23 protein-coding genes are annotated in these 22,796 nt (G+C 71.6%); 18 read left to right on the top strand and 5 right to left on the bottom strand.

The window, feature by feature from the left end; translation table 11 throughout:
• Positions 1 to 138 precede the first annotated feature (138 nt).
• Both DEJ05_RS08990 and DEJ05_RS17855 read left to right on the top strand, forming a co-directional pair.
• Positions 139 to 384 carry a hypothetical protein gene (locus DEJ05_RS08990; protein ID WP_146245061.1) on the top strand — a complete coding sequence of 82 codons (246 nt, stop codon included), beginning with the start codon at positions 139 to 141 and terminating at the stop codon, positions 382 to 384.
• On the top strand, positions 381 to 608 hold the full coding sequence (locus DEJ05_RS17855; RefSeq protein ID WP_128780976.1) for a hypothetical protein: 228 nt from the start codon (positions 381 to 383) through the stop codon (positions 606 to 608). The genes DEJ05_RS08990 and DEJ05_RS17855 overlap by 4 nt, the downstream gene beginning before the upstream one ends.
• On the opposite strand, the gene DEJ05_RS08985 is transcribed toward DEJ05_RS17855, so the two are convergent.
• Positions 585 to 959, bottom strand: coding sequence for a MerR family transcriptional regulator (locus DEJ05_RS08985; RefSeq protein WP_071247893.1), 375 nt, complete (start codon positions 957 to 959; stop codon positions 585 to 587). The two genes, DEJ05_RS17855 and DEJ05_RS08985, sit on opposite strands and share 24 nt — an antisense overlap.
• Before the next feature lie 69 nt (positions 960 to 1,028).
• Between DEJ05_RS08985 and DEJ05_RS08980 the strand changes: the two genes are divergently transcribed.
• The 6 genes from DEJ05_RS08980 (at position 1,029) to ccsB (ending at position 7,358) form a co-directional block, all read left to right on the top strand.
• A complete protein-coding gene (locus tag DEJ05_RS08980; protein WP_111029374.1) occupies positions 1,029 to 2,522 on the top strand; it encodes a SulP family inorganic anion transporter in 1,494 nt (497 codons plus the stop codon).
• A 67-nt stretch (positions 2,523 to 2,589) separates the two neighbouring features.
• Positions 2,590 to 3,246 carry a histidine phosphatase family protein gene (locus tag DEJ05_RS08975; RefSeq protein ID WP_111090281.1) on the top strand — a complete coding sequence of 219 codons (657 nt, stop codon included), beginning with the start codon at positions 2,590 to 2,592 and terminating at the stop codon, positions 3,244 to 3,246.
• Complete coding sequence (locus tag DEJ05_RS08970) at positions 3,243 to 3,881, top strand: TlpA disulfide reductase family protein (RefSeq protein ID WP_258367038.1); 639 nt, start codon at positions 3,243 to 3,245, stop codon at positions 3,879 to 3,881. Before DEJ05_RS08975 ends, DEJ05_RS08970 begins: the two co-directional genes overlap by 4 nt.
• A 45-nt stretch (positions 3,882 to 3,926) precedes the next feature.
• Positions 3,927 to 4,625 carry a cytochrome c biogenesis CcdA family protein gene (locus tag DEJ05_RS08965; RefSeq protein ID WP_071247888.1) on the top strand — a complete coding sequence of 233 codons (699 nt, stop codon included), beginning with the start codon at positions 3,927 to 3,929 and terminating at the stop codon, positions 4,623 to 4,625.
• Positions 4,609 to 6,333 carry a cytochrome c biogenesis protein ResB gene (locus DEJ05_RS08960; RefSeq protein ID WP_258376124.1) on the top strand — a complete coding sequence of 575 codons (1,725 nt, stop codon included), beginning with the start codon at positions 4,609 to 4,611 and terminating at the stop codon, positions 6,331 to 6,333. Before DEJ05_RS08965 ends, DEJ05_RS08960 begins: the two co-directional genes overlap by 17 nt.
• A 5-nt stretch (positions 6,334 to 6,338) precedes the next feature.
• Entirely contained in the window at positions 6,339 to 7,358 is a 1,020-nt protein-coding gene (gene ccsB, locus DEJ05_RS08955) for a c-type cytochrome biogenesis protein CcsB (protein ID WP_111110266.1), read from the top strand.
• 275 nt (positions 7,359 to 7,633) lie between these two features.
• Here the strand turns inward: ccsB and DEJ05_RS08950 are convergent, their stop codons facing one another.
• Positions 7,634 to 8,623, bottom strand: a complete 990-nt coding sequence (locus tag DEJ05_RS08950; RefSeq protein WP_111110262.1) for an o-succinylbenzoate synthase — start codon at positions 8,621 to 8,623, stop codon at positions 7,634 to 7,636.
• A gap of 118 nt (positions 8,624 to 8,741) precedes the next feature.
• Between DEJ05_RS08950 and DEJ05_RS17850 the strand changes: the two genes are divergently transcribed.
• Genes DEJ05_RS17850 through DEJ05_RS08930 form a run of 4 tightly spaced genes read left to right on the top strand, consistent with a single transcriptional unit; the run spans position 8,742 to position 12,429 of the window.
• Entirely contained in the window at positions 8,742 to 9,287 is a 546-nt protein-coding gene (locus DEJ05_RS17850; RefSeq protein WP_146245060.1) for a hypothetical protein, read from the top strand.
• Positions 9,288 to 9,318: 31 nt separating this feature from the next.
• The gene (locus DEJ05_RS08940) at positions 9,319 to 10,248 is read left to right on the top strand and encodes a 1,4-dihydroxy-2-naphthoyl-CoA synthase (RefSeq protein WP_111029377.1); all 930 of its coding nucleotides are present in this window, start codon (positions 9,319 to 9,321) and stop codon (positions 10,246 to 10,248) included.
• Entirely contained in the window at positions 10,248 to 11,387 is a 1,140-nt protein-coding gene (locus DEJ05_RS08935; protein ID WP_111103630.1) for an AMP-binding protein, read from the top strand. Before DEJ05_RS08940 ends, DEJ05_RS08935 begins: the two co-directional genes overlap by 1 nt.
• Positions 11,388 to 11,427: 40 nt before the next feature.
• Positions 11,428 to 12,429: a 1,4-dihydroxy-2-naphthoate polyprenyltransferase gene (locus DEJ05_RS08930; RefSeq protein ID WP_071406305.1), complete on the top strand. Its 1,002-nt coding sequence runs from the start codon at positions 11,428 to 11,430 to the stop codon at positions 12,427 to 12,429.
• A 45-nt stretch (positions 12,430 to 12,474) separates the two neighbouring features.
• Here DEJ05_RS08930 and DEJ05_RS08925 read toward each other — a convergent pair whose 3' ends face one another.
• Positions 12,475 to 12,810: a DUF4229 domain-containing protein gene (locus DEJ05_RS08925; RefSeq protein ID WP_111110261.1), complete on the bottom strand. Its 336-nt coding sequence runs from the start codon at positions 12,808 to 12,810 to the stop codon at positions 12,475 to 12,477.
• Between the two features lie 64 nt (positions 12,811 to 12,874).
• Between DEJ05_RS08925 and DEJ05_RS08920 the strand changes: the two genes are divergently transcribed.
• Complete coding sequence (locus DEJ05_RS08920; protein ID WP_111110260.1) at positions 12,875 to 13,234, top strand: PLDc N-terminal domain-containing protein; 360 nt, start codon at positions 12,875 to 12,877, stop codon at positions 13,232 to 13,234.
• Complete coding sequence (menD, locus tag DEJ05_RS08915; protein WP_111110265.1) at positions 13,227 to 14,975, top strand: 2-succinyl-5-enolpyruvyl-6-hydroxy-3-cyclohexene-1-carboxylic-acid synthase; 1,749 nt, start codon at positions 13,227 to 13,229, stop codon at positions 14,973 to 14,975. The genes DEJ05_RS08920 and menD overlap by 8 nt, the downstream gene beginning before the upstream one ends.
• Positions 14,976 to 15,069: 94 nt before the next feature.
• Here the strand turns inward: menD and DEJ05_RS08910 are convergent, their stop codons facing one another.
• Positions 15,070 to 16,329, bottom strand: coding sequence for an isochorismate synthase MenF (locus DEJ05_RS08910; RefSeq protein ID WP_111110259.1), 1,260 nt, complete (start codon positions 16,327 to 16,329; stop codon positions 15,070 to 15,072).
• Between the two features lie 86 nt (positions 16,330 to 16,415).
• Here DEJ05_RS08910 and DEJ05_RS08905 point away from each other — a divergent pair, with 86 nt between their 5' ends.
• The 4 genes from DEJ05_RS08905 to DEJ05_RS08890 all read left to right on the top strand — a co-directional run bounded on the left by DEJ05_RS08905 (position 16,416) and on the right by DEJ05_RS08890 (position 20,895).
• Complete coding sequence (locus DEJ05_RS08905) at positions 16,416 to 17,207, top strand: demethylmenaquinone methyltransferase (RefSeq protein ID WP_071406309.1); 792 nt, start codon at positions 16,416 to 16,418, stop codon at positions 17,205 to 17,207.
• Positions 17,208 to 17,238: 31 nt separating this feature from the next.
• Positions 17,239 to 18,315, top strand: a complete 1,077-nt coding sequence (locus DEJ05_RS08900; RefSeq protein WP_027466355.1) for a polyprenyl synthetase family protein — start codon at positions 17,239 to 17,241, stop codon at positions 18,313 to 18,315.
• A gap of 83 nt (positions 18,316 to 18,398) precedes the next feature.
• Entirely contained in the window at positions 18,399 to 19,772 is a 1,374-nt protein-coding gene (locus DEJ05_RS08895; protein ID WP_110863405.1) for an FAD-dependent oxidoreductase, read from the top strand.
• 7 nt (positions 19,773 to 19,779) lie between these two features.
• Positions 19,780 to 20,895, top strand: a complete 1,116-nt coding sequence (locus tag DEJ05_RS08890; RefSeq protein ID WP_111110258.1) for a heparan-alpha-glucosaminide N-acetyltransferase domain-containing protein — start codon at positions 19,780 to 19,782, stop codon at positions 20,893 to 20,895.
• A 415-nt stretch (positions 20,896 to 21,310) separates the two neighbouring features.
• On the opposite strand, the gene cls is transcribed toward DEJ05_RS08890, so the two are convergent.
• The gene (gene cls, locus DEJ05_RS08885) at positions 21,311 to 22,771 is read right to left on the bottom strand and encodes a cardiolipin synthase (RefSeq protein WP_111110257.1); all 1,461 of its coding nucleotides are present in this window, start codon (positions 22,769 to 22,771) and stop codon (positions 21,311 to 21,313) included.
• Between the last annotated feature and the right edge of the window lie 25 nt (positions 22,772 to 22,796).

Genomic DNA, 22,796 nt, shown 5'->3' with positions numbered 1-22,796 from the left:
ACCCTGCCGCCCACGCCCCCGGACGCAGGCGGTTAGACTCGACCACCGTGATCGAACGCACCCGCATCGCCGACCTGGCCGCCTGCGGCGGTCGCGGTGGTGGTGGCTGCGCTCTGCACGGCGGCGTTCACGCTGCTCGTGGCGGTCGTCGGTGGGCTGTGGGCGGTCATCCGGTGGCGGCGGGACGTCGCGCGGGAACAGCGCGACCGGGCTTGGTCACGATTCGTCTGGGTGGTCGACCACGTCACAGACGCGGACGTGGGTCGTGTCGAGATCGGGAGACTCGTCGCAGGAGCGATGTACAACATGCAGGTTCTTCGCGAGGCCGACGAGGTCATCGGCAAGCTCGTGCTGGAACTGGTGACGGAAGAGGAGCAGACGTGACGCAACGGGACCCGGTGAAGGCCTTGTTCGTGCGGCGGGACGAGGAGTGGAAGGCGAATGTGCGCAAACGGCACTGGTTCCGGCCATGGCGAGCACGTCGGGTGATCGCCGAACACGATCGGCTGCGGGAGATGATGGAGGAGATGGCCGAGGCGAAGCGGGAACGGAGTCGCCTCATCGCGGCTGGCGTGCTCGAGGGCTCAGGGGAGCGACGCGCGGAGTGATCCGAGCGTGCCGATGAACTCCTCGGCCATGCCGGCCCGCTCGACGAGCTTGGCGTGGCGGGCGCGGGCGTCCTCGAGGTACGCGTCGAGGCGGGCCGCCAGCGCTGGTTCGTCCTCGGGGTCCTTCGTCGCGAGGGCGTCGACCACGCGGAGCAGCTCGGCCATCTCGTCGAGCGTGAACCCGAGCGGCTTCATCCGGCGGATCACGAGCAACCGTTCGAGGTCCTGCGCCGTGTAGACCCGGAAGCCGCCGGTGGTGCGGCCGCTCGGCACGAGCAGCCCGACCTCGTCGTAGTGCCGGATCGTGCGCAGGGACATGCCGGCGCGGTCGGCGAGCTCGCCGATGTGCATCGTGTCGGGGGCGTCGCTGGTGCTCACGGCGTACGACTCTACCCTCACGTGAGGGTAGAGTTCCGATCGATGTCCGTGATCACACACGCGCCGACGGCCCCGAGCGTCCTCGCCGCCCTCCGCTCGCCCCGCATGCTCACCCGAGAGGTCCTGGCCGGCATCGTCACCGCGCTGGCCCTCATCCCCGAGGCGATCTCGTTCTCCGTCGTCGCCGGGGTCGATCCCGCGGTCGGCCTGTTCTCGAGCGTCGTCATCGCGATCGTGATCTCGATCGTCGGTGGTCGCCCCGCGATGATCTCCGCCGCAGCCGGCTCGGTGGCGCTCGTCATCGCCCCGCTCGTCCGGGAGCACGGGATCGAGTACCTGGTGCCCGCGATCGTCCTGGGCGGCGTGTTCCAGCTCGTGCTCGGGTTCCTCGGGGTGGCACGGCTGATGCGCTTCATCCCGCGCAGCGTCAACGTCGCGTTCGTGAACGCCCTGGCCATCCTCATCTTCACCGCCCAGCTGCCGAACCTGCTCGGCGACGACGTGCCGTTCATCGTCTGGCCGCTGACGGCGCTCGGCATCGCGATCATCGTCGGCTTCCCGTTCCTGACGAAGGCGATCCCCGCACCGCTCATCGCGGTCGTCGTCGTCACCGGCATCACGATGGTGTTCAGCGTCGCCGTGCCGACGGTGGGCGACGAGGGCGAACTGCCGACGGCGCTCCCGGGCTTCGGCGGGATCACGACGCCGTTCACCTTCGAGACGCTGCAGATCATCGCTCCGTACGCGTTCGGTGTCGCGATCGTCGGGCTGATCGAGACCCTGCTCACCGCGCAGCTCGTCGACTCCATCACGGAGACGGGCTCGAGCAAGTGGCGCGAGTCGTGGGGCCAGGGCGTCGCGAACATCGCGTCCGCCTTCTTCGGTGGGACCGGCGGCTGCGCGATGATCGGCCAGACGGTGATCAACGTGAAGACCGCGGGTGCCCGGACCCGCGTCTCGACCTTCGCGGCCGGTGTCTCGGTGCTGGTCCTGACGATCGTGCTCCACGACCTCGTGGCCCAGATCCCGATGGCGGCACTGACGGCGGTCATGCTCATGGTCTGCGTCGCGACGTTCGACTGGCACAGCATCCGACCGCGCACCCTCCGACGGATGCCGCTCGGCGAGACCGCGGTCATGCTCGTCACCGTCGTGGTGGTCGTCGTGACCGAGAACCTCGCGACCGGGGTGCTCGTCGGTGTGGTCGTGGCGGCCCTGGTCTTCGCCCGACGGGTGGCGCACGTGGTGACCGTGGTGCGCGAGCCGGTCGACGACCGCACCGTGCGGTACCGGGTCCGCGGGGCGTTGTTCTTCGCCTCGTCGAACGACCTCGTCACACGGTTCTCGTACGCCGAGGACCCGGAACACGTGATCATCGACCTGGCCGACGCCCACGTGTTCGACGCGTCCACGGTCGCGGCGCTCGACGGGGTCGAACAGCGGTTCGCGAAGCACGGGTCGACCGTCGAGGTGGTGAACCTCGACACGGGGTCGATCGCGCTGCACGGGCGGCTCTCCGGTGAGCTCGGCGGCTGAGTGCTTCCGCATCCGGTGAATCACCTGAGGGGGCGGTGGGAACCGCGGGCGACCTACACTGGAACCCATGCCCGCGACCCGTCTCCACCTCGTCCGGCACGGAGAGGTGCACAACCCGGGCCGCGTCCTCTACGGCCGGCTCCCGGGCTTCGGGCTGAGTGAACTCGGCACGCGGATGGCGCAGGCCTCCGCGACCGCCTGGAAGGACGCCGGCGTCGACGTGCGTCGGATCGTCGCGTCCCCGCTGCAGCGCACGCAGGAGTCCGCCGCACCCTGGTCGGCCGCCTACGGGCTCGACGTGACGCTCGACGAGCGCCTGATCGAACCGACGAACCGCTACGAGGGGCAGCCCCCCGGGTTCACGAAGCGCTCGCTCGGCCGCCCGGCGGAGTGGCCGTGGATCGCGAACCCGCTGCGTCCCAGCTGGGGCGAGGCGTACGAGTCGATCGCCAACCGCATGCTCGCGGCGATGACCACGGCGTGGGAGAGCGTGGACGAGGGCGACGTCGTCCTGGTCAGCCACCAGCTGCCGATCTGGATGGTCCACCGGAAGCTCGCGGGGGAGCCCCTGTGGCACGACCCGCGCAAGCGCCGCTGTGACCTGTCGAGCATCACCACCGTCGAACGTGTGCCCGCCACGTCGACCGGTCGGTTCACCGAGGTCGGGTACGCGGACCCCGCGCAGGAACTGCGCGCGACCGCCGTCGACGAAGGAGCAGTGTGAACAGCACGAAGCGTGTGGGCGTCATCAGCAAGCGGTTCGCGGTCCTCGCAGCGACGGCCGTCGCCGCCGTGCTCGTCCTGTCCGGCTGCTCGTCGGACAGCGGCGGCATCGCGAAGCAGTACGGCAACGGCACGACGCAGAACTACATCTCCGGTGACGGTGCCGTGACCGAGGTCTCCGCGAAGGACCGCACCGACCCGGTCACCTTCCGGGCCGAGGACTCGAACGGCGACACGGTCTCGTCGAAGGACCTCCGCGGCAAGGTCGTCGTCCTGAACTTCTGGTACGCCAGCTGCCCCCCGTGCCGAGCCGAGGCGAAGTACCTCAACAAGGTGCACGACGAGTACGCCGACGCCGACGACGTCGCGTTCATCGGCGTCAACGTCCGCGACGAAGCAGCGACCGCGGCCGCCTTCGAGCGCACCTTCGACGTGCAGTACCCGACGGTCCTCGACCAGCGCACGGGCACGATGCAGCTGGCGATGTCCGGGCAGATCGCACCGAACGCGGTGCCGGCGACGATCGTCCTCGACACCAAGGGCCGCGTGGCCGCCCGGGTCCTCGGCGCGATCGACGGCACGAGCATCCTGCAGACCCTGGTCAGCGACGAGCTCGACGCCGGCAAGGCCTCCTGACCCGTGACCTCCAACCCCTTCGCCGACGCGATCCTGAGCGGCCAGATGGCCGTGGCGCTGCCCGTGGCGGCCCTCGCCGGGCTCGTGTCGTTCCTGTCCCCGTGCGTGCTGCCGCTCGTGCCGGGGTACCTCGGGTACGTCGGCGGTGTCGCCGAGGGCGGGCAGCGTCGGGGTCGTGTGGTGCTCGGCGTGCTGCTGTTCATCGCCGGGTTCACCGCGGTGTTCGTGGCGTACACGACGGTGTTCGGCGCGCTCGGCTTCTGGCTCGTGCGGTGGCGCGACCTCATCACGCAGATCCTCGGGGTCGTCGTGATCGCGATGGGCCTGGTGTTCGTCGGTCGGTTCACGTTCCTGCAGCGCACCATCAAGCCCAGCTGGACCCCGGCCACCGGGCTCCTCGGCGCCCCCCTGCTCGGCATCGTGTTCGGCCTCGGCTGGACCCCGTGCCTCGGCCCGACCCTGGCGGCCATCAACCTGCTCAGCGTCCAGTCGGGCAGCGCCTGGCAGGGCATGTGGCTCGGGGTGGCGTACTGCCTCGGGCTCGGCATCCCGTTCGTCCTCGTCGCCCTCGGCGCCGGCTGGGCCACGGGGGCCATCGCGGCGGTGAAGCGTCACATGCGCACCGTCAACATCATCGGAGGAGCGATCCTGATCGTCATCGGTCTGCTCATGGTCACCGGTATCTGGTCGGCCGTCATGTCGAGCGTCGGGGCGGTGATCCAGAGCTTTGTCCCCGCGGTCTGACCTGAACGAGCACATCCCGACGGGCGCAGGCGACGGAGCCGACAGCGCCTCCGACCCGCAGCGACCGTCCGACCACGTCGACGGCTCCGGCCCGACCGACGGCGGCATCAACCAGCCGAAGCTCGGCTTCGTCGGGTACCTCCGGTTCTTCTGGCGGCAGCTGACGAGCATGCGCACGGCGCTGTTCCTGCTCATGCTGCTCGCCCTCGCGGCGATCCCGGGCTCGCTCGTCCCACAGCGCACCGCCGACCCGAACGGCGTCGTGCAGTACAAGGCGGACCACCCGCAGCTCTACCCGGTCCTCGACAAGCTGCAGGTCTTCGACACCTACACCTCGGTGTGGTTCTCCGCGATCTACCTGCTGCTCTTCATCTCGCTCATCGGCTGCATCGTGCCCCGCACGAAGCACCACTGGCAGGCACTGCGGACCCGTCCGCCGAAGACCCCCGCGCGTCTGACGCGACTGGCGGGCTTCCGCACCGTGGCGGTGCAGCCGGACGCGATGATCGACGGGACGACCGGGATCGACGCGACCACGGGCCTCCCGTCCGCCGAGCACGCGGTGACGCGCGCGATGGCGATCCTGAAGCGGTCCGGGTACCGCGTCGAGCGGTTCGGCGACTCGGTGAGCGCGGAGCGCGGCTACCTGCGCGAGACCGGCAACCTGGTGTTCCACGCCGCCCTCGTCGGGGTGCTCCTGGCAGTCGGCGTCGGTGGCGGCTTCGGCTTCACCGGACAGCGCCTGCTGGTGGAGGGCCAGACCTTCTCCAACGTGCTCGGCTCCTACGACTCGTTCAATCCCGGGCGCTGGTTCCAGCAGACCGACCTCAAGGGCTACAACCTCCGGCTCGACAAGTTCGTGACGAAGTACGAGGAGCGCAACCTCGACGCCCTCGGGCAGGCGCTCGACTACTCGGCCACGGTCACGAGCACCGAGAAGGGCGGCGAGCCGAAGACCAGCCGTCTCGGCGTGAACGATCCGCTGCACGTCGGCGGCACGAACGTCTACCTGCTCGGCAACGGCTACGCGATGCAGGTCACGGTGCGCGACGGCGACGGCAACGTGGCCTTCAAGGACGTCGTGCCGTTCCTGCCGGAGGACGCGAACTACACCTCCACCGGCGTCATCAAGGTGCCGGACGCGAAGCCGGACCAGCTCGGCATGGTCGGGTTCTTCTACCCCACGGCATCGAAGCTCGCGAGCGGCGCCTACTCGAGTGCCTACCCGGACACCCAGAACCCGCTGCTGACGCTGCAGGTCTACACGGGCGACCTCGGGCTCGACAGCGGAGTCCCGCAGAGCGTGTACACGCTCAGCACCAAGGGGCTCGACCAGATCGCCGGTCGGCAGTCGGACACGGAGAGCATCGCGCTGAAGCCCGGCCAGACGAAAAAGCTCCCCGAAGGTGCCGGATCGATCACGTTCGACGGCGTCAAGCGGTACGTCTCCCTCGACGTCCACCACGACCCCTCGCAGCTCTGGGTGGGCGGGTTCGCCCTGCTCTCCACCCTCGGCCTGCTCACCTCGCTGTTCGTCCCGCGCCGCCGCGTCTGGGTGAAGGTCGTCCCGCGCAAGGACACGGCGGGCGGCGAGTACGACCTCGAGTACGCCGGGCTCGCACGCGGCGAGGACCCGAACCTCGAACGGGCCGTCGCGGACATCGCACAGCGCCACACGTCGGACCTCGGAGTTAGGATGCCCCAGTGAACGACATGACCACGAACCTCGCGACCTACTCGGTCGTGCTCACGTACTCCGCGATGGCGGTGTACGTGGTCGCGTTCATCTCGTTCGCCCTCGACATGGCCAAACGCTCCGGCGACGTCACGGCCGCCGCGAAGAACGCGGGCGCCGACGACAGCTCGGCCGACGCGGCAAGCGCTGCGGCAGCACCCGGCGCGAAGACGGTCGCGACCGTCCGCGGCGGCACCGTCGTGCTCGAGCAGGTCGCCGCACCGCCGTCGGGCGGTTCGGCCGGCCGCGGCACGAAGTTCGAGCGCGTCGGCATGGCGATGACGATCCTCGCGCTCGTCCTGCACGTCGCGTCGGTCGTCCTCCGCGGCATCGCGGCCGACCGTGTGCCGTGGGGCAACATGTTCGAGTTCTCGCTGACCGGCACGGCGCTGATCACCCTGATCTTCCTGCTCGTGCAGTTCTGGCAGAACCTGAAGTTCCTCGGCGTCTTCATCACCGGCCTGACGATCATCCTGCTCGGCATCGCGACCGTGAACTACTGGGTCCCCGTCGTCCCGCTGCAGCCGGCCCTGCAGTCGTACTGGCTGGTCATCCACGTCTTCGTGGCGATCGCCGGCACCGGGTTCTTCGCGCTCGGCGCGGGGCTCGCGGTGGCGCAGCTCGTGCAGACGTACCGCCAGGGCCGCACGGCCACCGGCAAGCTCCGCTTCATGGCGACGCTGCCCGACGCCGACCGGCTCGAGGTCCTGACCTACCGCGTCCTGCTCGTCGGCTTCGTCCTCTGGACGTTCACGCTCATCGCCGGTGCGATCTGGGCCGAGCGCGCCTGGGGCCGCTACTGGGGCTGGGACACCAAGGAGGTCTGGACCTTCATCATCTGGGTCGTCTACGCGGGCTACATCCACGCCCGTGCGACCCGCGGCTGGCGCGGTGCGCGGTCGTCCTGGCTGGCCCTCATCGGCTTCGCCGCGGTGATGTTCAACTTCTCGGTCGTGAACGTCTTCTTCAAGGGCCTGCACAGCTACTCGGGTCTGTGAGTCACGCGGGTCGCTGACGCGGCCCTGGTCGCGACCACGACCGGACGGGAGGCACGGTGCCAGCTGGCACCGTGCCTCCCGTCCGTCGTCCGGGGTGCGTCGAGAGCCGCGACCGGTCCGGCGGACCCCGCCAGCGGTCACGACATGCCGTGTGCGGAGCGGCGTGGTCGCACGAACCGTCGTTCTGGGGCCGTCCGAACGACGGAACGGGAGACCTCGGCGAACGCGAGTGGCGTGTCGGGCACCCTCGACGGACCCGACCGAGCGGCGGCGCGCTACCCGGCGGCGAGCACGGCGTGCACGCGGGCCACCCGCGCACGCCACCACGCCGTGCGCTCCGGCGACGCGGCGTACCGCTCCACCTGCTCCGCAGCGACGTCGACGCGGCGCACCGGCACCCGACCGCCGACCGGCAGCAGCGGATCGGCCGTGACGTCCCCGGCGAACATCGCCGCCGTCCCGAGCCCTGCGGCGTACCCCGGCGTCATCGCCGCGGCGGCCAGGAACGCTCCCATCCCGAGCCCGACCGAGGTGTCGAGCGCACTGGAGACGACGCACGGCAACCCGGCGTCGGTGATGACGGCACGGGCCGCGGTGATCCCCCCGAGCGGCTGGGCCTTCACGACCAGGACGTCGGCGGCGCCGGCCCGGGCGACGGCGAGGGGGTCGCTCGCCTTCCGGACGCTCTCGTCCGCGGCGACCCGGACGCCGAGGCCGGCGATCCGCGACCGGAGCTCCGCGAGCTCGGGCACCGTCGCGCAGGGCTGCTCGGCGTACTGCAGGTCGAACGGTGCGAGCCGCTCCAGCGCCGCGGTGGCCTGCTCCACGCTCCACAGCCCGTTCGCGTCGACCCGGACCGCGGCCTCGGGCCCCATCACCCGGCGGACGGCGGCGACCCGGGCGACGTCGTCGTCGACGGTCGCGCCGGGTTCGGCGACCTTGACCTTGGCCGTCGTGCAGCCGGGGTACCGCGCGAGCAGGTCGGCGACGTCGGCGGCGGCGATCGCGGGGACGGTGGCGTTGACCGGCACGGAGTCGGCGGCGGGTTCGTGGTCGGTCCACCCGAAGTCGACGGTGGCGCGCAGCCAGGCGGCGGCCTCGGCGTCGTCGTACTCGACGAACGGCGAGAACTCGGTCCAGCCGGCGGGTCCGCGCAGCACGACCGCCTCGCGCGTGGTGATGCCGCGGAACCGCACCCGCATGGGCAGGGCCACCACGTGGGCGTCGGCGAGGAGGTCGGCGAGGTCGGGGAGCACGTCCGCCATCCTCCCACCGCACCCAGGGGGCCCGCCGGTTCCTCGGAGGGGACCGCCAGGGCAGGGCACTAGCATGCATCGGTCGGCCTCGGTCGGCAGGGGAACGACCCGGAACGAGGGAGGCTCGGTGGCGGTGGATCCGCGGCAGCGCGCAGCACAGCAGCGTGCATCGCAGCGCCCGTCCGACCCGTCGAGCGCCGGAGCGGCACGCCCGGCGGCCTCGGCTCGTCCGGCAGCTGCAGCGCGACCCTCGGCGGCGACCCGCCCGGCAGCGGGCGCTCGATCCGCGGCGGCTCCCGGGCGCGACTCCGACGACTTCGCCCGCCTCATGCAGCGCAACACCGTCGACGTCCGGCAGACGGGTGGCACGAAGCGCCGCAACCCCGTCGTCGGCAAGATCGCCCTCGGCCTGGCCGTGGTGTCCGCCGCTGTGGACGCCAGTGCCTTCGCCGTGTTCATGGGCGGTGACACGAACTTCGCCTTCGGGATCTGCTTCGTCGTCGTGTTCCTGACGCTCGTCGCCGCCGTGCTCGGGTTCGTTGCCGCCGTCGGCTCGTTCGGACGCTGGTACGGCGCCGTCGGTGTCGTCCTGGCGTTCTTCGCGAACCCCGTGATCCTCATCGTGATCATGGTGTTCGTCGCGCCGGAGATCCTGACCGACATGGGCGCCTGACCCGCCAGACGCCCGGCGGTACGTTGGGAGCATGGCTGCTCCCGTCTCCGACCTGTTCGACCCCGACGTCTGGACCACCGCTCCGATCGCGGAGCAGTTCACCGACATCACGTACCACAAGCACGTCTCCAAGGGCATCGTCCGGGTCGCCTTCGACCGTCCCGAGGTCCGCAACGCCTTCCGCCCGCGCACGGTCGACGAGCTCTACCGCGCCCTCGACGACGCCCGGCAGGACCCCCGTGTCGGTGTCGTGCTGCTCACCGGCAACGGCCCGAGCCCGAAGGACGGCGGGTGGGCGTTCTGCTCCGGCGGCGACCAGCGCATCCGGGGGCGGAGCGGCTACCAGTACGTCGGTGACGAGGGCGCCCCGCCCGAGGGCGTCGACCCCGCGGCCGCCCAGGCATCGATGGGGCGGCTGCACATCCTCGAGGTCCAGCGGCTGATCCGGATGATGCCCAAGGTCGTCATCGCGGTCGTCCCCGGCTGGGCCGCTGGCGGTGGGCACTCACTGCACGCGATCTGCGACCTCACCATCGCGAGCGCCGAGCACGGGAAGTTCAAGCAGACCGATGCCGACGTCGGCTCGTTCGACGGTGGATACGGCAGCGCCTACTACGCCAAGCAGATCGGGCAGAAGTTCGCCCGCGAGGTCTTCTTCCTCGCCCAGGAGTACTCCGCCCAGCGCGCGTACGAGATGGGTGCGGTGAACGCCGTGGTGCCGCACGAGGACCTGGAGCGTGAGGCGATCCGCTGGGGCGAGATCGTGCTCGGCAAGTCGCCGACGGCGATCCGGATGCTCAAGTACGCGTTCAACGCGGTGGACGACGGCATGGTCGGCCAGCAGGTGTTCGCGGGCGAGGCGACGCGGTTGGCCTACGGCACCGACGAGGCGGTCGAGGGTCGCGACTCGTTCCTCGAGAAGCGCGCTCCCGAGTGGACCGCGTTCCCCTGGCACTACTGATGCCCCGTCCGCTGGTCGCGACCGGTACGTCGGACCCGACGGCCGTGCTGCGCGGCCTGGAGGCAGCACTCGCCGGCGGCCCCGCACTGCTCCCCGTCGCCGAGGGGGCACCGGCACTGCCGACGCCACCTCCGGCCGAGGTTCGGCAGGCGGTCGCCCTGGTGGTCGAGACGAGCGGGTCCACCGGCACCGGCAAGCGCGTGGCGCTCTCGTCCGAGGCGCTCCTCGCCGGTGCCGCCGCGGCGGACGCGGCACTCGGTGGGCCCGGGCGCTGGGTGCTCGCGCTGCCGACGCACTACATCGCCGGCATCAACGTCCTGACCCGCTCGATCACCGCGGGCACCGAACCGGTCGTCGTGCCGCCCGGGCACTTCGCGGCCGCCGCGTTCACCGAGGCGGCCGAACGGCTCGTCACCGGTCCGGCCGCGTCGCGTCGCTACACCTCGTTGGTGCCGGTGCAGCTCGCCCGGGTCCTCGACGACCCGGACGCCACCCGTGCGCTCGCCCGGTTCGACGCGGTCCTGGTCGGCGGGCAGGCCACCCCGGCGCCGCTCCGGCAGCGTGCGCTCGAGGCCGGGGTCCGGGTCGTGACGACGTACGGTGCGAGCGAGACGAGCGGCGGATGCGTGTACGACGGCGTCCCGTTCGGCACGGTGCGCACGGCGCTGGTCGACGGCGAGCTGCAGCTGGCGGGGCCGATGCTCGCCGAGGGGTACCTCGACGACGATGCCCGCACGGCGTCGGCCTTCGTCGAACGGGACGGGCTGCGCTGGTACCGGACCGGGGACACCGCGACCCTGTCCGACGGCGTGGTCCGCGTGCTCGGACGCCTCGACGACGTGGTGATCTCCGGCGGCGAGAAGGTCCAGCTCGGTGCGGTCGAGCGGCTCGTCCGCGGGCTGCCCGGGCAGGAGAGCGCCGTCGTCGTCCGGCGCGCAGCGGGGGAGTGGGGCGAGGTCCCGGTCGTCGTCACCGAGCAGCCGCTCGACGTCGAGGCCGTACGTGCGCACGTCGGGGCCACCCTGGGCCGTGCCGCCCGGCCGGCGGACGTCGTCGTGCTAGACCGGATCCCGATGCTGTCGTCGGGCAAACCCGACCGTCGGGCCGTGCAGGCGCTCGTGGAGCCGGGCCGCCCGTAGGGACCGCGAGCGGCCGGGCGGCGCATCGGCAATATGATCGGTGCTCGTGGCACGAACGAAGAACTCGACGCAGAAGCAGGGCCGGTCCGGCAACCCGGCGAAGGCCGCTGCCCCCGCCCGCACCAAGCGGAAGGCGACCGCACGCGACTGGATCGGTGGCGCACGCCTGCGCACCCTGACCCTCGGTGTCGTCCCGGTCGTGCTCGGCACCGCCGTCGCGTTCGTCGACAGCGGGGAGCCCGGCGACTTCGGCGACTACCTGGCGAAGGACGGCCACCTCGCCGTCGCGCTGCTCGCCCTGGCCGTGGCACTGTTCCTGCAGATCGGTGTGAACTACAGCAACGACTACTCCGACGGGGTCCGCGGCACCGACGAGTACCGCGTCGGCCCGGCACGACTCACCGGAGCCGGTCTGGCCAAGCCCCGGACCGTGCTCACCGTTGCCCTGACGTTCTTCGGCCTGGCCGCGGTCGCCGGCCTGGTCATCGTGCTGCTCACCCAGCTGTGGTGGTTGCTGCTCGTGGGGGCAGCCGCCATCGTCGCCGCCTGGTTCTACACGGGTGGCAAGAAGCCGTACGGGTACAACGCCCTCGGCGAGGTCTTCGTCTTCGTCTTCTTCGGGCTGGTCGCCGTGCTCGGCACCCAGTTCGTGCAGATCCGCGAGGTCACGGTCAGCGGCTGGGCAGCCGCGGTGGCCGCCGGGTTCTTCGCCTGCGCGGTCCTGATGGTGAACAACATCCGCGACATCGACGAGGACCAGCTGGCGGGCAAGCGCACGCTCGCCGTGGTCGTCGGTCGTCCGGTGGCCCGCGTCCTGTACGGCCTGTTCCTGATGCTGCCGTACGTCGTGCTGCTCTGGTTCGTGCTGCTGTACTTCCGCACGGGCTTCACGTACTTCTCGCTGCTGCTTGCCCTGCCGGCGCTGGCGATCGGGGTGTCGTCACGGAAGCCCCGCGAGCTCATCACGGCCCTGCAGCTGTCGTCGTTCGCCTCGCTCGCCTTCGGCGTGGTGCTCGGGATCACCCTGGCCGTCCAGCCGTAGCCGTTCCGGCTGCTCCACCGGACGGCCCCGCCCTCGCGCTCGGGGTCAGTCCGCGTCGGTGTCCCGGCGCGCCTCGTGCCGGTCGGCGTCGGACACCGGACGGACGGTCGGGATGGCCGCGGCGTCGGAGTCGGCGGCGTCGACGAAGTCGTCCTCGAAGTCCGAGTCGGCGTCACGCTCCGGGGTACCGCGGCGGTTCGCCAGGCTCAGGGCCACCTGCGTGCGCAGTCCGGACAGGGCGATGTACGAGATGAGCAGGCCCACCAGGGCGGCCACGATCGTCGCCCAGTACCACGGCATCGGCGTCAGGAGCAGGAGGAGCACGAGCGCCACCACGAAGATGCCGAGCCGAGCCAGGGTGTACAGGAGCCACGCTTTCACACGGTGAGTCTACGGAGCGCCGACCGGCAGGGGCATCACAGGGTCGCGACCTAGACTTCACCGCATGGTCCGCTTGTGGTTGATCGTCGCCGTGGCCGCCGTCGCCTTCACGGTGTACGCGGCCATCGACTGTGGCACGATGCCCCGTCAGCGCGTCCGTTCCCTGCGTCGCGGTGTGTGGCTGCTGCTCGTCATCATCCTGCCCGTCCTCGGTGGCGTGCTCTGGTTCCTGCTGGGCCGCACCCCGGCGGCCGACCCCGGTGCGTCGGCCCGCTACCGTGGACCCGAAGACGACCCGGACTTCCTCCGCACCACGCCGGAGCCGGGCACCACCCTCACGGACAAGGACCAGGACGACGCGACCCTCCGAGACCTCGAAGACCAGTTCCACGAGCGCGACGACGACGGCCGCACCGATCGCTGACGGCCCCGCCGATTCGGGCAGCCCGGCGACGGACACCGCGCTCGCCCTCCTGCAGGAACTCGTGCGTGCCGGCGTCACCGACGTCGTGGTGAGCCCCGGTTCGCGTTCCCAGGCACTCGCCCTCGCGGCGGTCGCCCTCGAGCGCGCCGGCGGGTTGACCGTGCACGTGCGGTTGGACGAACGGACGGCCGGGTTCTTCGCACTCGGGCTCGCGGTCGAGACGCACCGACCCGCAGCGGTGGTGACGACGTCGGGCACGGCGGTGGCGAACCTGCACCCCGCCGTGCTCGAGGCACACCACTCCGGCGTGCCGATGATCGTGCTGAGCGCCGACCGTCCCGACGAACTGCGCGGCATCGGCAGCAACCAGACCACCGTCCAGCCGGGGATCTTCGGCCAGGCCGTCGCCTTCGTCCGCGACGTCGAGGCCCCGTCGGCGCACGGCGTCGACGCCTCGGTCCGCGACACCCTGCGCACCCTCGCCCGCCAGGCGGTCGCCGCCGCAGCCGGGCACACCGGACAGCCCGGTCCCGCGCAGCTCAACGTCGCGTTCCGCGAGCCGCTGTCGGCCGGACTCGCCCCGGAGCACGTCAGCCCCGTGCCCGAGGACGAGGTCGACCTGGCGTTCGCGACCCGCCGGGCGCACACGGCTCTGCCGGTCGCCGAACTCACCCCGGACGACGAACCGGGCACCGTCGTCATCGCCGGGCACGATGCCGGCGAGGACGCCGAGCGGATCGCCTGGGAACTCGGGGCGCCGCTCCTCGCCGAGGTCTCGAGCGGCGCGCGCTTCGGCCGCAACCTGGTCGTCGCCTACCGCGAACTCCTGCGCGACGCCGACCACGGTGGCGCCGTCCGCCGCGCCGTCGTGCTCGGCCACCCGACCCTCAGCAGAGAGGTCCCCGCGCTCCTGCAGCGCGACGGGGTCGAGACGATCGTCGTCCGCGGACCGGCGGCCGACCCCTTCGACCCGGCCCATGCCTCCCGACCGGACGCCGTGACCACCTTCGTGTCCGACGTCCGCGTGACGGGCCGCACCCGGCCGGAGCACCGTGCTTGGGTCGGCCGCTGGGTCGGCGCCAGCCGACGGATCCTGGGGGACGGCGATGCCGGCCCGAACCTCGACGCCAAGCGCTCCGCCGACCGTGCCGAGCGGAACAAGTTCCTGCGTGACGAGGTCGCGCTCCGTCGCCGACCCGTCGACCGGGCCATGCTCGCCGAGGCCGTCTGGGGGGTGACCTGGCCGCACGACCGGCTGGTCCTCGGGGCGTCGCAGCTCATCCGTGAAGCCGACGCCCGGGTGCTCGGCAAGAAGATCCGGGTGCACGCGAACCGCGGGCTCGCCGGCATCGACGGCACCGTCTCGACCGCACTCGGCATCGCCGCGGCGCTCGAGCAGTCCTCGGCCTCAGTGGGCACCACACGCGTGCTCCTCGGCGACCTGACCCTGCTGCACGACCTCGGAGCGTTCGTCACCGGCACCGAGGAACGCACCCACCGGGTGCAGGTCGTCGTCGGCAACGACCACGGCGGCGCGATCTTCCGCGGGCTCGAGGTGGCGAAGACCACGCCCGAAGCCGACATGCGGCGGATGATGTCGACCCCGCAGCACGTCGACGTCGAACGGGTCGTCACGGGCCTCGGGTGGGAGTACCGCCGGGCGGCGACGTGGGGTGACCTGGAGCGGGTGCTCACCGACCCAGCCGAGCGGGTCGTGATCGAGGTCCCGCTGGCCGACTGACCACCCAGCGGCTGTCGGCGACCGCGAGGGTCGCGCGACCGCGTGGGTCCCGCGACCGCGCGGATCGCGCGACCGCTTGGATCGCGCGCCTGCCTCAGGCCAGCGCGTCGGCGATCGGCCGGAACTTCAGGGCCGTCTCGGCGACCTCGCGCGCCGGCTCCGAACCGGCCACGATCCCGGCCCCCGCCCATGCCCGGACGGTGCCGTCGTCGTCGATCCGGGCGCTGCGGAGCGCGAGCATCCACTCGCCGTCGCCCGTCGCGCTCATCCACCCGACCGGCCCGGCGTAGCGGCCGCGGTCGACGCCCTCGAGCTCGGCGACGAGCCGCACGGCCACGTCCGTCGGGGTCCCGGCGACCGCGGCTGTCGGGTGCAGGGCGTCGGCGACGTCCAGCGACGTGGTGTCGGGCGGCAGCGTGGCCTGCACGTCGGTCGCCAGGTGCCACAGGTTCGGCAGCTGCAGCCGGAACGGTTCGGCGTCGGCGCGCAGGTCCGTCGCGAGCGGTGCGAGGGCCGCGAGCAGACTGTCGATCGCGAAGGTGTGCTCCTCGACGTCCTTGGCACTGCTGGCCAGGGCCTCGGCGGCGGCCCGGTCGGACACCTCGTCGGTGCCCCGGGCGGCGCTGCCGGCGAGCACCCGTGCGGTCAACCGTGTGCCGTCGGTGCGGGCGAGGGTCTCGGGGGTGGCGCCGACCAGTCCGTCCACCGCGAAGGTCACGCACTGCGGGTAGGCGGCCGCGAGGTCGAGCAGGACCGCCCGTCGATCGGCTCCCGGCGGCAGCGTGCCGACGAGGTCGCGGGCGAGCACGACCTTGCGGGCGTCCCCGGCCACGATGCGGCGGACCGCCTCGGTCACGTTGGCGGCGTAGGTGTCCTCGTCGATGTGCCCGGGACGCAGGGCCACGGAGACGTGCGGCCCGACGTGGGGGACCGGGACCGAGGTCCGGGTGAAGGCCAGGGGCTCCGCGCCGAGCGTGGTGTCGATCGCGGTCAGCCAGGCCTTGCCGCGACGCCGGCCGAGGACCACCCGGGGCACGATGAGCACGCTCTCGTCGGCGGAGTCGTCGGCGAAGGCGAACGACCCGAACGCGACGAGCCCCGACCCGCGCAGCTGCACCGGGTCGTCGACGACGGCGGTCTCGACGATGCTGCGCCAGAGGGCCGCGGCGTCCCGCATCCGGTCGGGGCCGGTGAACGTGAACCGGAGCGCCTCACCGATGCCGACGATGCCGTCGCCGTTCCGGACGAAGGCGAGGGGACGGTCGCGGAGCGTGTGGCGGAGGACGGCGCCCGGGTCGTCGAGGATCCGGGTCGAGACCGTCAGCGGGGGCGCCGCCGTGGTGGTTCGGGTCACGGCTCCGATGCTACGCGCCGATCCCGCACCGCCCGGGTGGCTGCGAGTCCGGTGAACGCTCGGTCGGGACCTCTAGGATTGATCGTGTGAGCAGAGCGGACCTGAACAAGCGCCCGGACGAGGTGGCGGCGATGTTCGACGACGTCGCGGCCAAGTACGACCTCACGAACGACATCCTGTCGGCGGGCAACGCCCCGCTGTGGCGTGTCGCGACGGTCCGCGCGGTCGACCCGCAGCCCGGCGAGAAGGTCCTCGACATCGCCGCGGGCACCGGGACCAGTGCAGCGGCCTTCGCCAAGAAGGGCGCCGAGGTCACCGCGCTCGACCTGTCCGCCGGCATGATCGCCGTCGGCCGCGAACGCCACCCCGAGATCACCTTCGTCGAGGGCAACGCCGAGCAGCTGCCCTTCGACGACGACACGTTCGACGCCGTCACGATCTCGTTCGGGCTGCGCAACGTGAACGACCCCAAGCAGGCGCTCGCCGAGATGCTGCGCGTCCTGAAGCCCGGTGGCCGCGTCGTCATCTGTGAGTTCTCGACGCCGCCCCGCGCCCTGCTGCGCCTCGGCTACGGCACCTACCTGAAGCGCGTGCTCCCGGGCATCGCGCGGCTCTCGAGCAGCAACCCGGCCGCCTACCGCTACCTCGCCGAGTCGATCGACGCGTGGCCCGACCAGCAGGTGCTCACCCAGTGGCTCCGCGGTGTCGGATTCTCGGTGGTCGCCTACCGCAACCTGACGGCCGGTATCGTCGCACTGCACCGTGGCCGCAAGCCCGTCGCCGACACGGTGCGCGAGTCCGCGGCACGGCGTGCGAAGGCCCGCCGTGACCACCAGAACACCGGCGAGCAGCCGCGCGTCGACCCGGCCGCCGACTGACCGGTCACCACCCCCGAAGACGGAGCAGCACTTGAATCCGAGCGTCCCGGTCGCACGTCGCGCGCCGAGCCTGCGCGCATCGCTGGGCATCGGCGAGCGGTTGTTCGCCACGCCCGCCGACCGACGCTTCATCTCCGCGGTCGACGACGGGCTCGAACTCGTCGAGCAGGGGCTCGAGGACGCCATGCGCTCCACCGACACCCTCGCCGACACCACCAGCCGGTACCTGCTGTCCGCCGGTGGCAAGCGCATCCGTCCGACCCTGACGCTCCTCATCGCCCAGCTCGGTGACGGCGTGACGGACGCCGTGGTCAAGGCCGCGGTGAGCATCGAGACCACGCACCTGGCGTCGCTGTACCACGACGACGTCATGGACGAAGCGCCCGTGCGCCGCGGGGTCCCCGCCGCGCAGATCACCTACGGCAACAACGTGGCGATCCTCACCGGCGACCTGCTCTTCGCCCGCGCCAGCCTGATCACCGCCGACCTCGGCACCGAGGGCATCCGGATGCAGGCCGAGACCTTCCAGCGCCTCTGCATGGGGCAGCTGCACGAGACCACGGGGCCGCAGCCGGACGACGACCCGCTCGAGCACTACATCCAGGTGCTCAGCGACAAGACCGGTTCGCTCATCGCCACCGCCGCCCGCGCCGGCGTGATGTTCTCCGGTGCCGACCGCGCCTACCTCGACGCCGTCGGTACCTTCGGCGAGAAGGTCGGCGTGGCCTTCCAGCTCGTCGACGACGTCATCGACCTCGCCCCCGCGACGGACAAGACCGGCAAGATCGCCGGCAACGACCTGCGCGCCGGCGTCGACACCCTGCCGGTCCTGCAGCTGCGCCGGATGGCCGCGACCGACCCGTCCGCGCAGCACCTGGTCGAGCGCATCGAGCGTGACGTCAACGGTGCGCCCGACGACGTGGTCGACTCCGCGCCGTACCAGTCCGCCGTCGCCGCGCTCCGCGAGCACGAGGCCACCGCCGCGACCCGAGCCGTCGCCGTCGCCTGGGCCCGCGAAGCCGTCGCCGCCCTCGCCCCGCTCCCCGACGGCACCGTGAAACGGGCACTCACCCGCTTCGCGGACTCCGTCGTCGACCGAAGCCGCTGAACACCCCTCCCGACGGCGCACGCACTGCGGCCCGGTCGGGAGGCCCCCCGGGAACCCCCACCCGAACGAACTGGAGACGATCAGTGCCCACCCTCCGACTCGCCATCGTCGGCGCCGGCCCGGCCGGCATCTACGCCGCGGACATCCTGCTGCGCGAGGCCCACGGCTACGACGTGTCGATCGACCTGTTCGAGCAGCTCCCCGCGCCCTACGGTCTGGTCCGGTACGGCGTCGCCCCCGACCACCCGCGCATCAAGGGCATCATCAACGCCCTGCGCGACGTCCTCGACCGCGGTGTCGTCCGGCTGTTCGGCAACGTCCGCTACGGCGAGGACATCACCCTCGAGGACCTCAAGAAGCACTACAACGCGGTCGTGTTCTCGACCGGCGCGATCAAGGACGCCGACCTCGACATCCCCGGTGTCGACCTCGACGGCTCGTACGGCGCCGCCGAGTTCGTGAGCTGGTTCGACGGCCACCCGGACGTTCCGCGCACCTGGCCGCTGAACGCCGAGAGCGTCGCGGTCATCGGCGTCGGCAACGTCGCCCTCGACGTCTCCCGCATCCTGGCGAAGCACGCCGACGACCTGCTGCCGACCGAGATCCCCGCGAACGTCTACGAGGGCCTCAAGGCCTCGCCCGTGACGGACGTGCACGTCTTCGGTCGCCGCGGCCCGGCGCAGGTGAAGTTCACGCCGCTCGAGCTGCGCGAGCTCGGTGAGGTCCGTGACGTCGACATGGTGGTCTACGACGAGGACTTCGACCACGACGAGGCCTCGAAGACCGCGATCGCGACGAACAAGCAGGTCATGGTGATCAACCGTGTCCTCGAGCAGTGGCGCACGCGCGAGGTCGGCCAGGCCAGCCGCCGGCTCCACCTGCACTTCTACGCGAAGCCGATCGAGTTCGTCGGCGACGAGCAGGGCAAGCTGACCGCCATCCGCTACGAGCGCACCCGGCCGAACGGCGAGGGCGGCGTCGAGGGCACCGGCGAGATCCGCGAGATCCCGATCCAGGCCGCCTACCGCGCGGTCGGGTACTTCGGTTCCCCGCTGCCCGGTGTGCCGTTCGACGAGCGCCACGGTGTCATCCCGAACCACGAGGGCCAGGTCCTCGACGACGACAACCAGCAGATCCCCGGGGTGTACGCCACCGGCTGGATCAAGCGCGGTCCGGTCGGGCTCATCGGACACACGAAGTCCGACGCGATGGAGACCGTGCAGCACATCGTGAACGACCAGGCGAGCTGGTGGACCCCGGAGGACCCCTCCGACGAGGCCATCCCGGCCCTGCTCCGCGAGCGCGGTGTCGAGTACACCGACCTCGAGGGCTGGCACCACCTCGACACCCACGAGCAGGCGCTCGGTGCGGTCGACGGGCGCGAGCGCATCAAGGTGGTGCCGCGCGACGAGATGATCGAGGTCTCGCTCGGACGCGTCGACACCCCGACGAGCTGACGACACCATGACCGACACGCGCCCCGTCCCGTTCACAGCGGTGCGGGGCGCGTCCGCGTCGGGGATGCGGCTGCAGGGCGTCGACGTGGCCCGTGCGGTCGCGCTGCTCGGCATGATGGCCGCTCACATCGGCGGCATCGCGGAGCAGCTCGACTGGACCGACCCGGCCACATGGACCGCCGTCGCCCACGGGCGCCCGTCCACGCTGTTCGCGGTCCTCGCCGGCGTCTCGATCGGTCTGACGAGCGGCCGCACCGACCCGCCGGGCCCGCCCACCATCGGCCGCATCCGTGCACGGCTCGCGATCCGCGCCGTCGTGGTCGTCGGCATCGGGTTCGCCCTGATGGCGCTCGACACCCCCGTGTACGTGATCCTGCCGACCTACGGCGTGCTGTTCCTGCTCGTGGTCCCGGTGCTCCGCGTCCGCCCGGCGGCGCTGCTCGGCATCGCCGCGCTCTGCGCGGTGCTGTCGCCGCTCGCCGCGCTGACGATCGCGCCGGCCTACGCGGACGCCGGCATGATCGGCGTCCAGCTCGGCCTGGTCTACCCCGTGGTCACCTTCCTGGCGTACGTCCTGGTGGGGCTCGCGGTCGCCCGGGGCGGCCTGGAGGACCGTGGCCGGCAGATCCTGGTCCTGGCGTCCGGCACACTGGTCGCCGCCACGGCGTACGTCGCCGGGTCGGTCCTCGCCCCGCTGCCCGACGATGCGGCCCTGGCGTTCCCCGGGGTCCCGTACGCGGGCGAGGCGACGACCCCCGGCCAGGCCCTCGCGCAGCTGTTCCTGTCCCCGCGCGACCACTCGTCGTCGGTCGTCGACGTGGTCGGCACCGCCGGGGTGGCGGTCGCGGTGATCGCCCTCTGCCTGCTCGTGTTCGACGGCCGCGGGCGCGTCGCCGAGCGGATCGCGTTCCCCCTGACGGCCGTGGGGTCGATGCCGCTGACGGTGTACTCGGGGCACCTCGTGGTCATCGCGATGCTGCCGACGTACCCCGAATCGGCCGAGGCGTGGGGCTGGTTCGCCCTCGGCTCGGTGGTCTTCGCGATGCTGTGGCGGCGGTTCCTCGGCCGCGGCCCGCTCGAGCGGGTGGTCGGGGCCCTGGCGTCCCTCGTCCCGATGCGCTGAGCGCACCTGGCGGACCCGCACCGGCCACGGAACGCTCACCGCACGGTGCAGGGTTGTCCGTTCGCCGCGGGCTTGCTCGCCGGGTGCCCCGCTGTCGCGACGCACGGTGCGGCCAAGGTCGCACCGGGTGGGGGACGACGCACCGTGCGCGGCGGAGGCGACCCGCGCCTCCCGTCCGCACCGTGCGCGGCGGAGGCGACCCGCGCCTCCCGTCCGCACCGTGCGTGGTTGGTTGTGCGACGCGTGGCGCACGGCATCCTGAACCGGCTCGGAACGCCCCGCACGGTGCAGGGTTGTCCGTTCACCGCGGGCTTGCTCGCCGGGTGCCCCGCTGTCGCGACGCACGGTGCGGCCAAGGTCGCACCGGGTGGAGGACGACGCACGGTGCGACGCTGCGACGCTGCGACAGCGACGGCTACTGCAGCGCCGCCGTGAGCCGCGCGACGTTGTCGAGGACCTTGGAACGTCGCGGACGGTCGACCCACGCGTCGAGCGTGAGCTCGAAGCTGTGCTCCTTGTAGGAGTCCTGCACCTCGCGCAGAGCGTCGACGAAGCGGTGACCGCGCACCATCACGGAGACCTCGAGGTTCAGGCTGAACGAGCGCATGTCCATGTTGCTCGACCCGATCACCGACACCTCGTCGTCGATCGTGAAGTGCTTGGCGTGCAGGATAGTCGGCTCCCGGTACAGCCAGATCCGCACGCCGGCTCGCAGGAGTTCCTCGTAGTAGGAGCGCTGCGCGTGCCAGGTCATGGCGTGGTCGCCCATCTCGCCGACGAACAGCTCGACGTCGACCCCGCGCTGCGCCGTCGTGGTGATGGCGTAGAGCATCGAGTCGTCCGGCACGAAGTACGGCGAGGTGATCGACACCTTCTGCTGCGCCGAGTAGAGCAGCGCGTTGAACAGGCGCAGGTTGTTCTCGCCGTCGAAGCCCGGGCCGGACGGCACCACCTGGCAGTCGAGCGCATCGCCGCGGTCGGCCCGCTGGACGGGGTCGCTCTCACGCAGCAGCAGCTCGTCGGTCTCGCTGTACCAGTCGGTGACGAACAGGGCGTTGAGCCCGGCGACGACCGGTCCCTCGAACCGGGCGAACAGGTCCTTGTAGACCATGCCCTTCTCGACGTGCGACTTGATGTCGTACGACGCGTCGATCAGGTTCTGCGAGCCGGTGAACGCGACCGAGCCGTCGATCACCATGATCTTCCGGTGGTTGCGGAGGTCGGGCCGCTGGAACTTCCCCTGCAGCGGCAGGAGGGGCAGCATCAGGTGCCACTCGATGCCCGCCTGGTCCATGAACGCCAGGGTGTCCTTGTAACCCGGGTAGCCACGGCTCGCCCAGTGGTCGAGCAGGAACCGTACGGTGACGCCACGTGCCTGCGCCCGCGCGAGCGCCTCGAAGAACGGGCGTGTGGTGTCGTCGAGCGTCGCGATGTAGAACTCGACGTGCACGAACCGGCGGGACTGGTCGATCGCCCGGGTCATCTCGGCGATGGACTCCTCGGAGTCGGGGTAGAGCTCCGCGGAGTTGCCGCCGACCAACGGCATCGCACCGAGTTCGCGGTTCAGCCGCGTGACGCTCTCGAGCCACGCGGGCCACGGGTGGTCACGGCGGACCCGCTCGATGCCCTCGGTCTGCTCGAGGATGTACGCGTTGATCTCGGTCTGCTTCTCGCGACGGGCGCGGGGGAGCTTCGTCGACCCGATGACCAGGAAGACGATGAAGCCGATGTAGGGGATGAGGAAGATCGCGAGCAGCCACGCCGTCGCGGTCTGCGGCTTCCGGTTGATCGGGACGTAGATGATCGAGAAGACGCGGATCGCCAGGTCCAGCAGGACGAGCAGGACGGTGATGACGACGCTGAGCCAGTGCTCCACGGGGTGCCGGTGTCGGGTGTCGTTC

Origin of the sequence: Curtobacterium sp. MCLR17_045 (genome assembly GCF_003234405.1) — a bacterium.
Classification (GTDB): Bacteria; Actinomycetota; Actinomycetes; order Actinomycetales; family Microbacteriaceae; genus Curtobacterium; species Curtobacterium flaccumfaciens.
The sequence above is the reverse complement of the archived record's forward strand: the minus strand, read 5'-3'. Positions and strand labels throughout refer to the sequence as shown.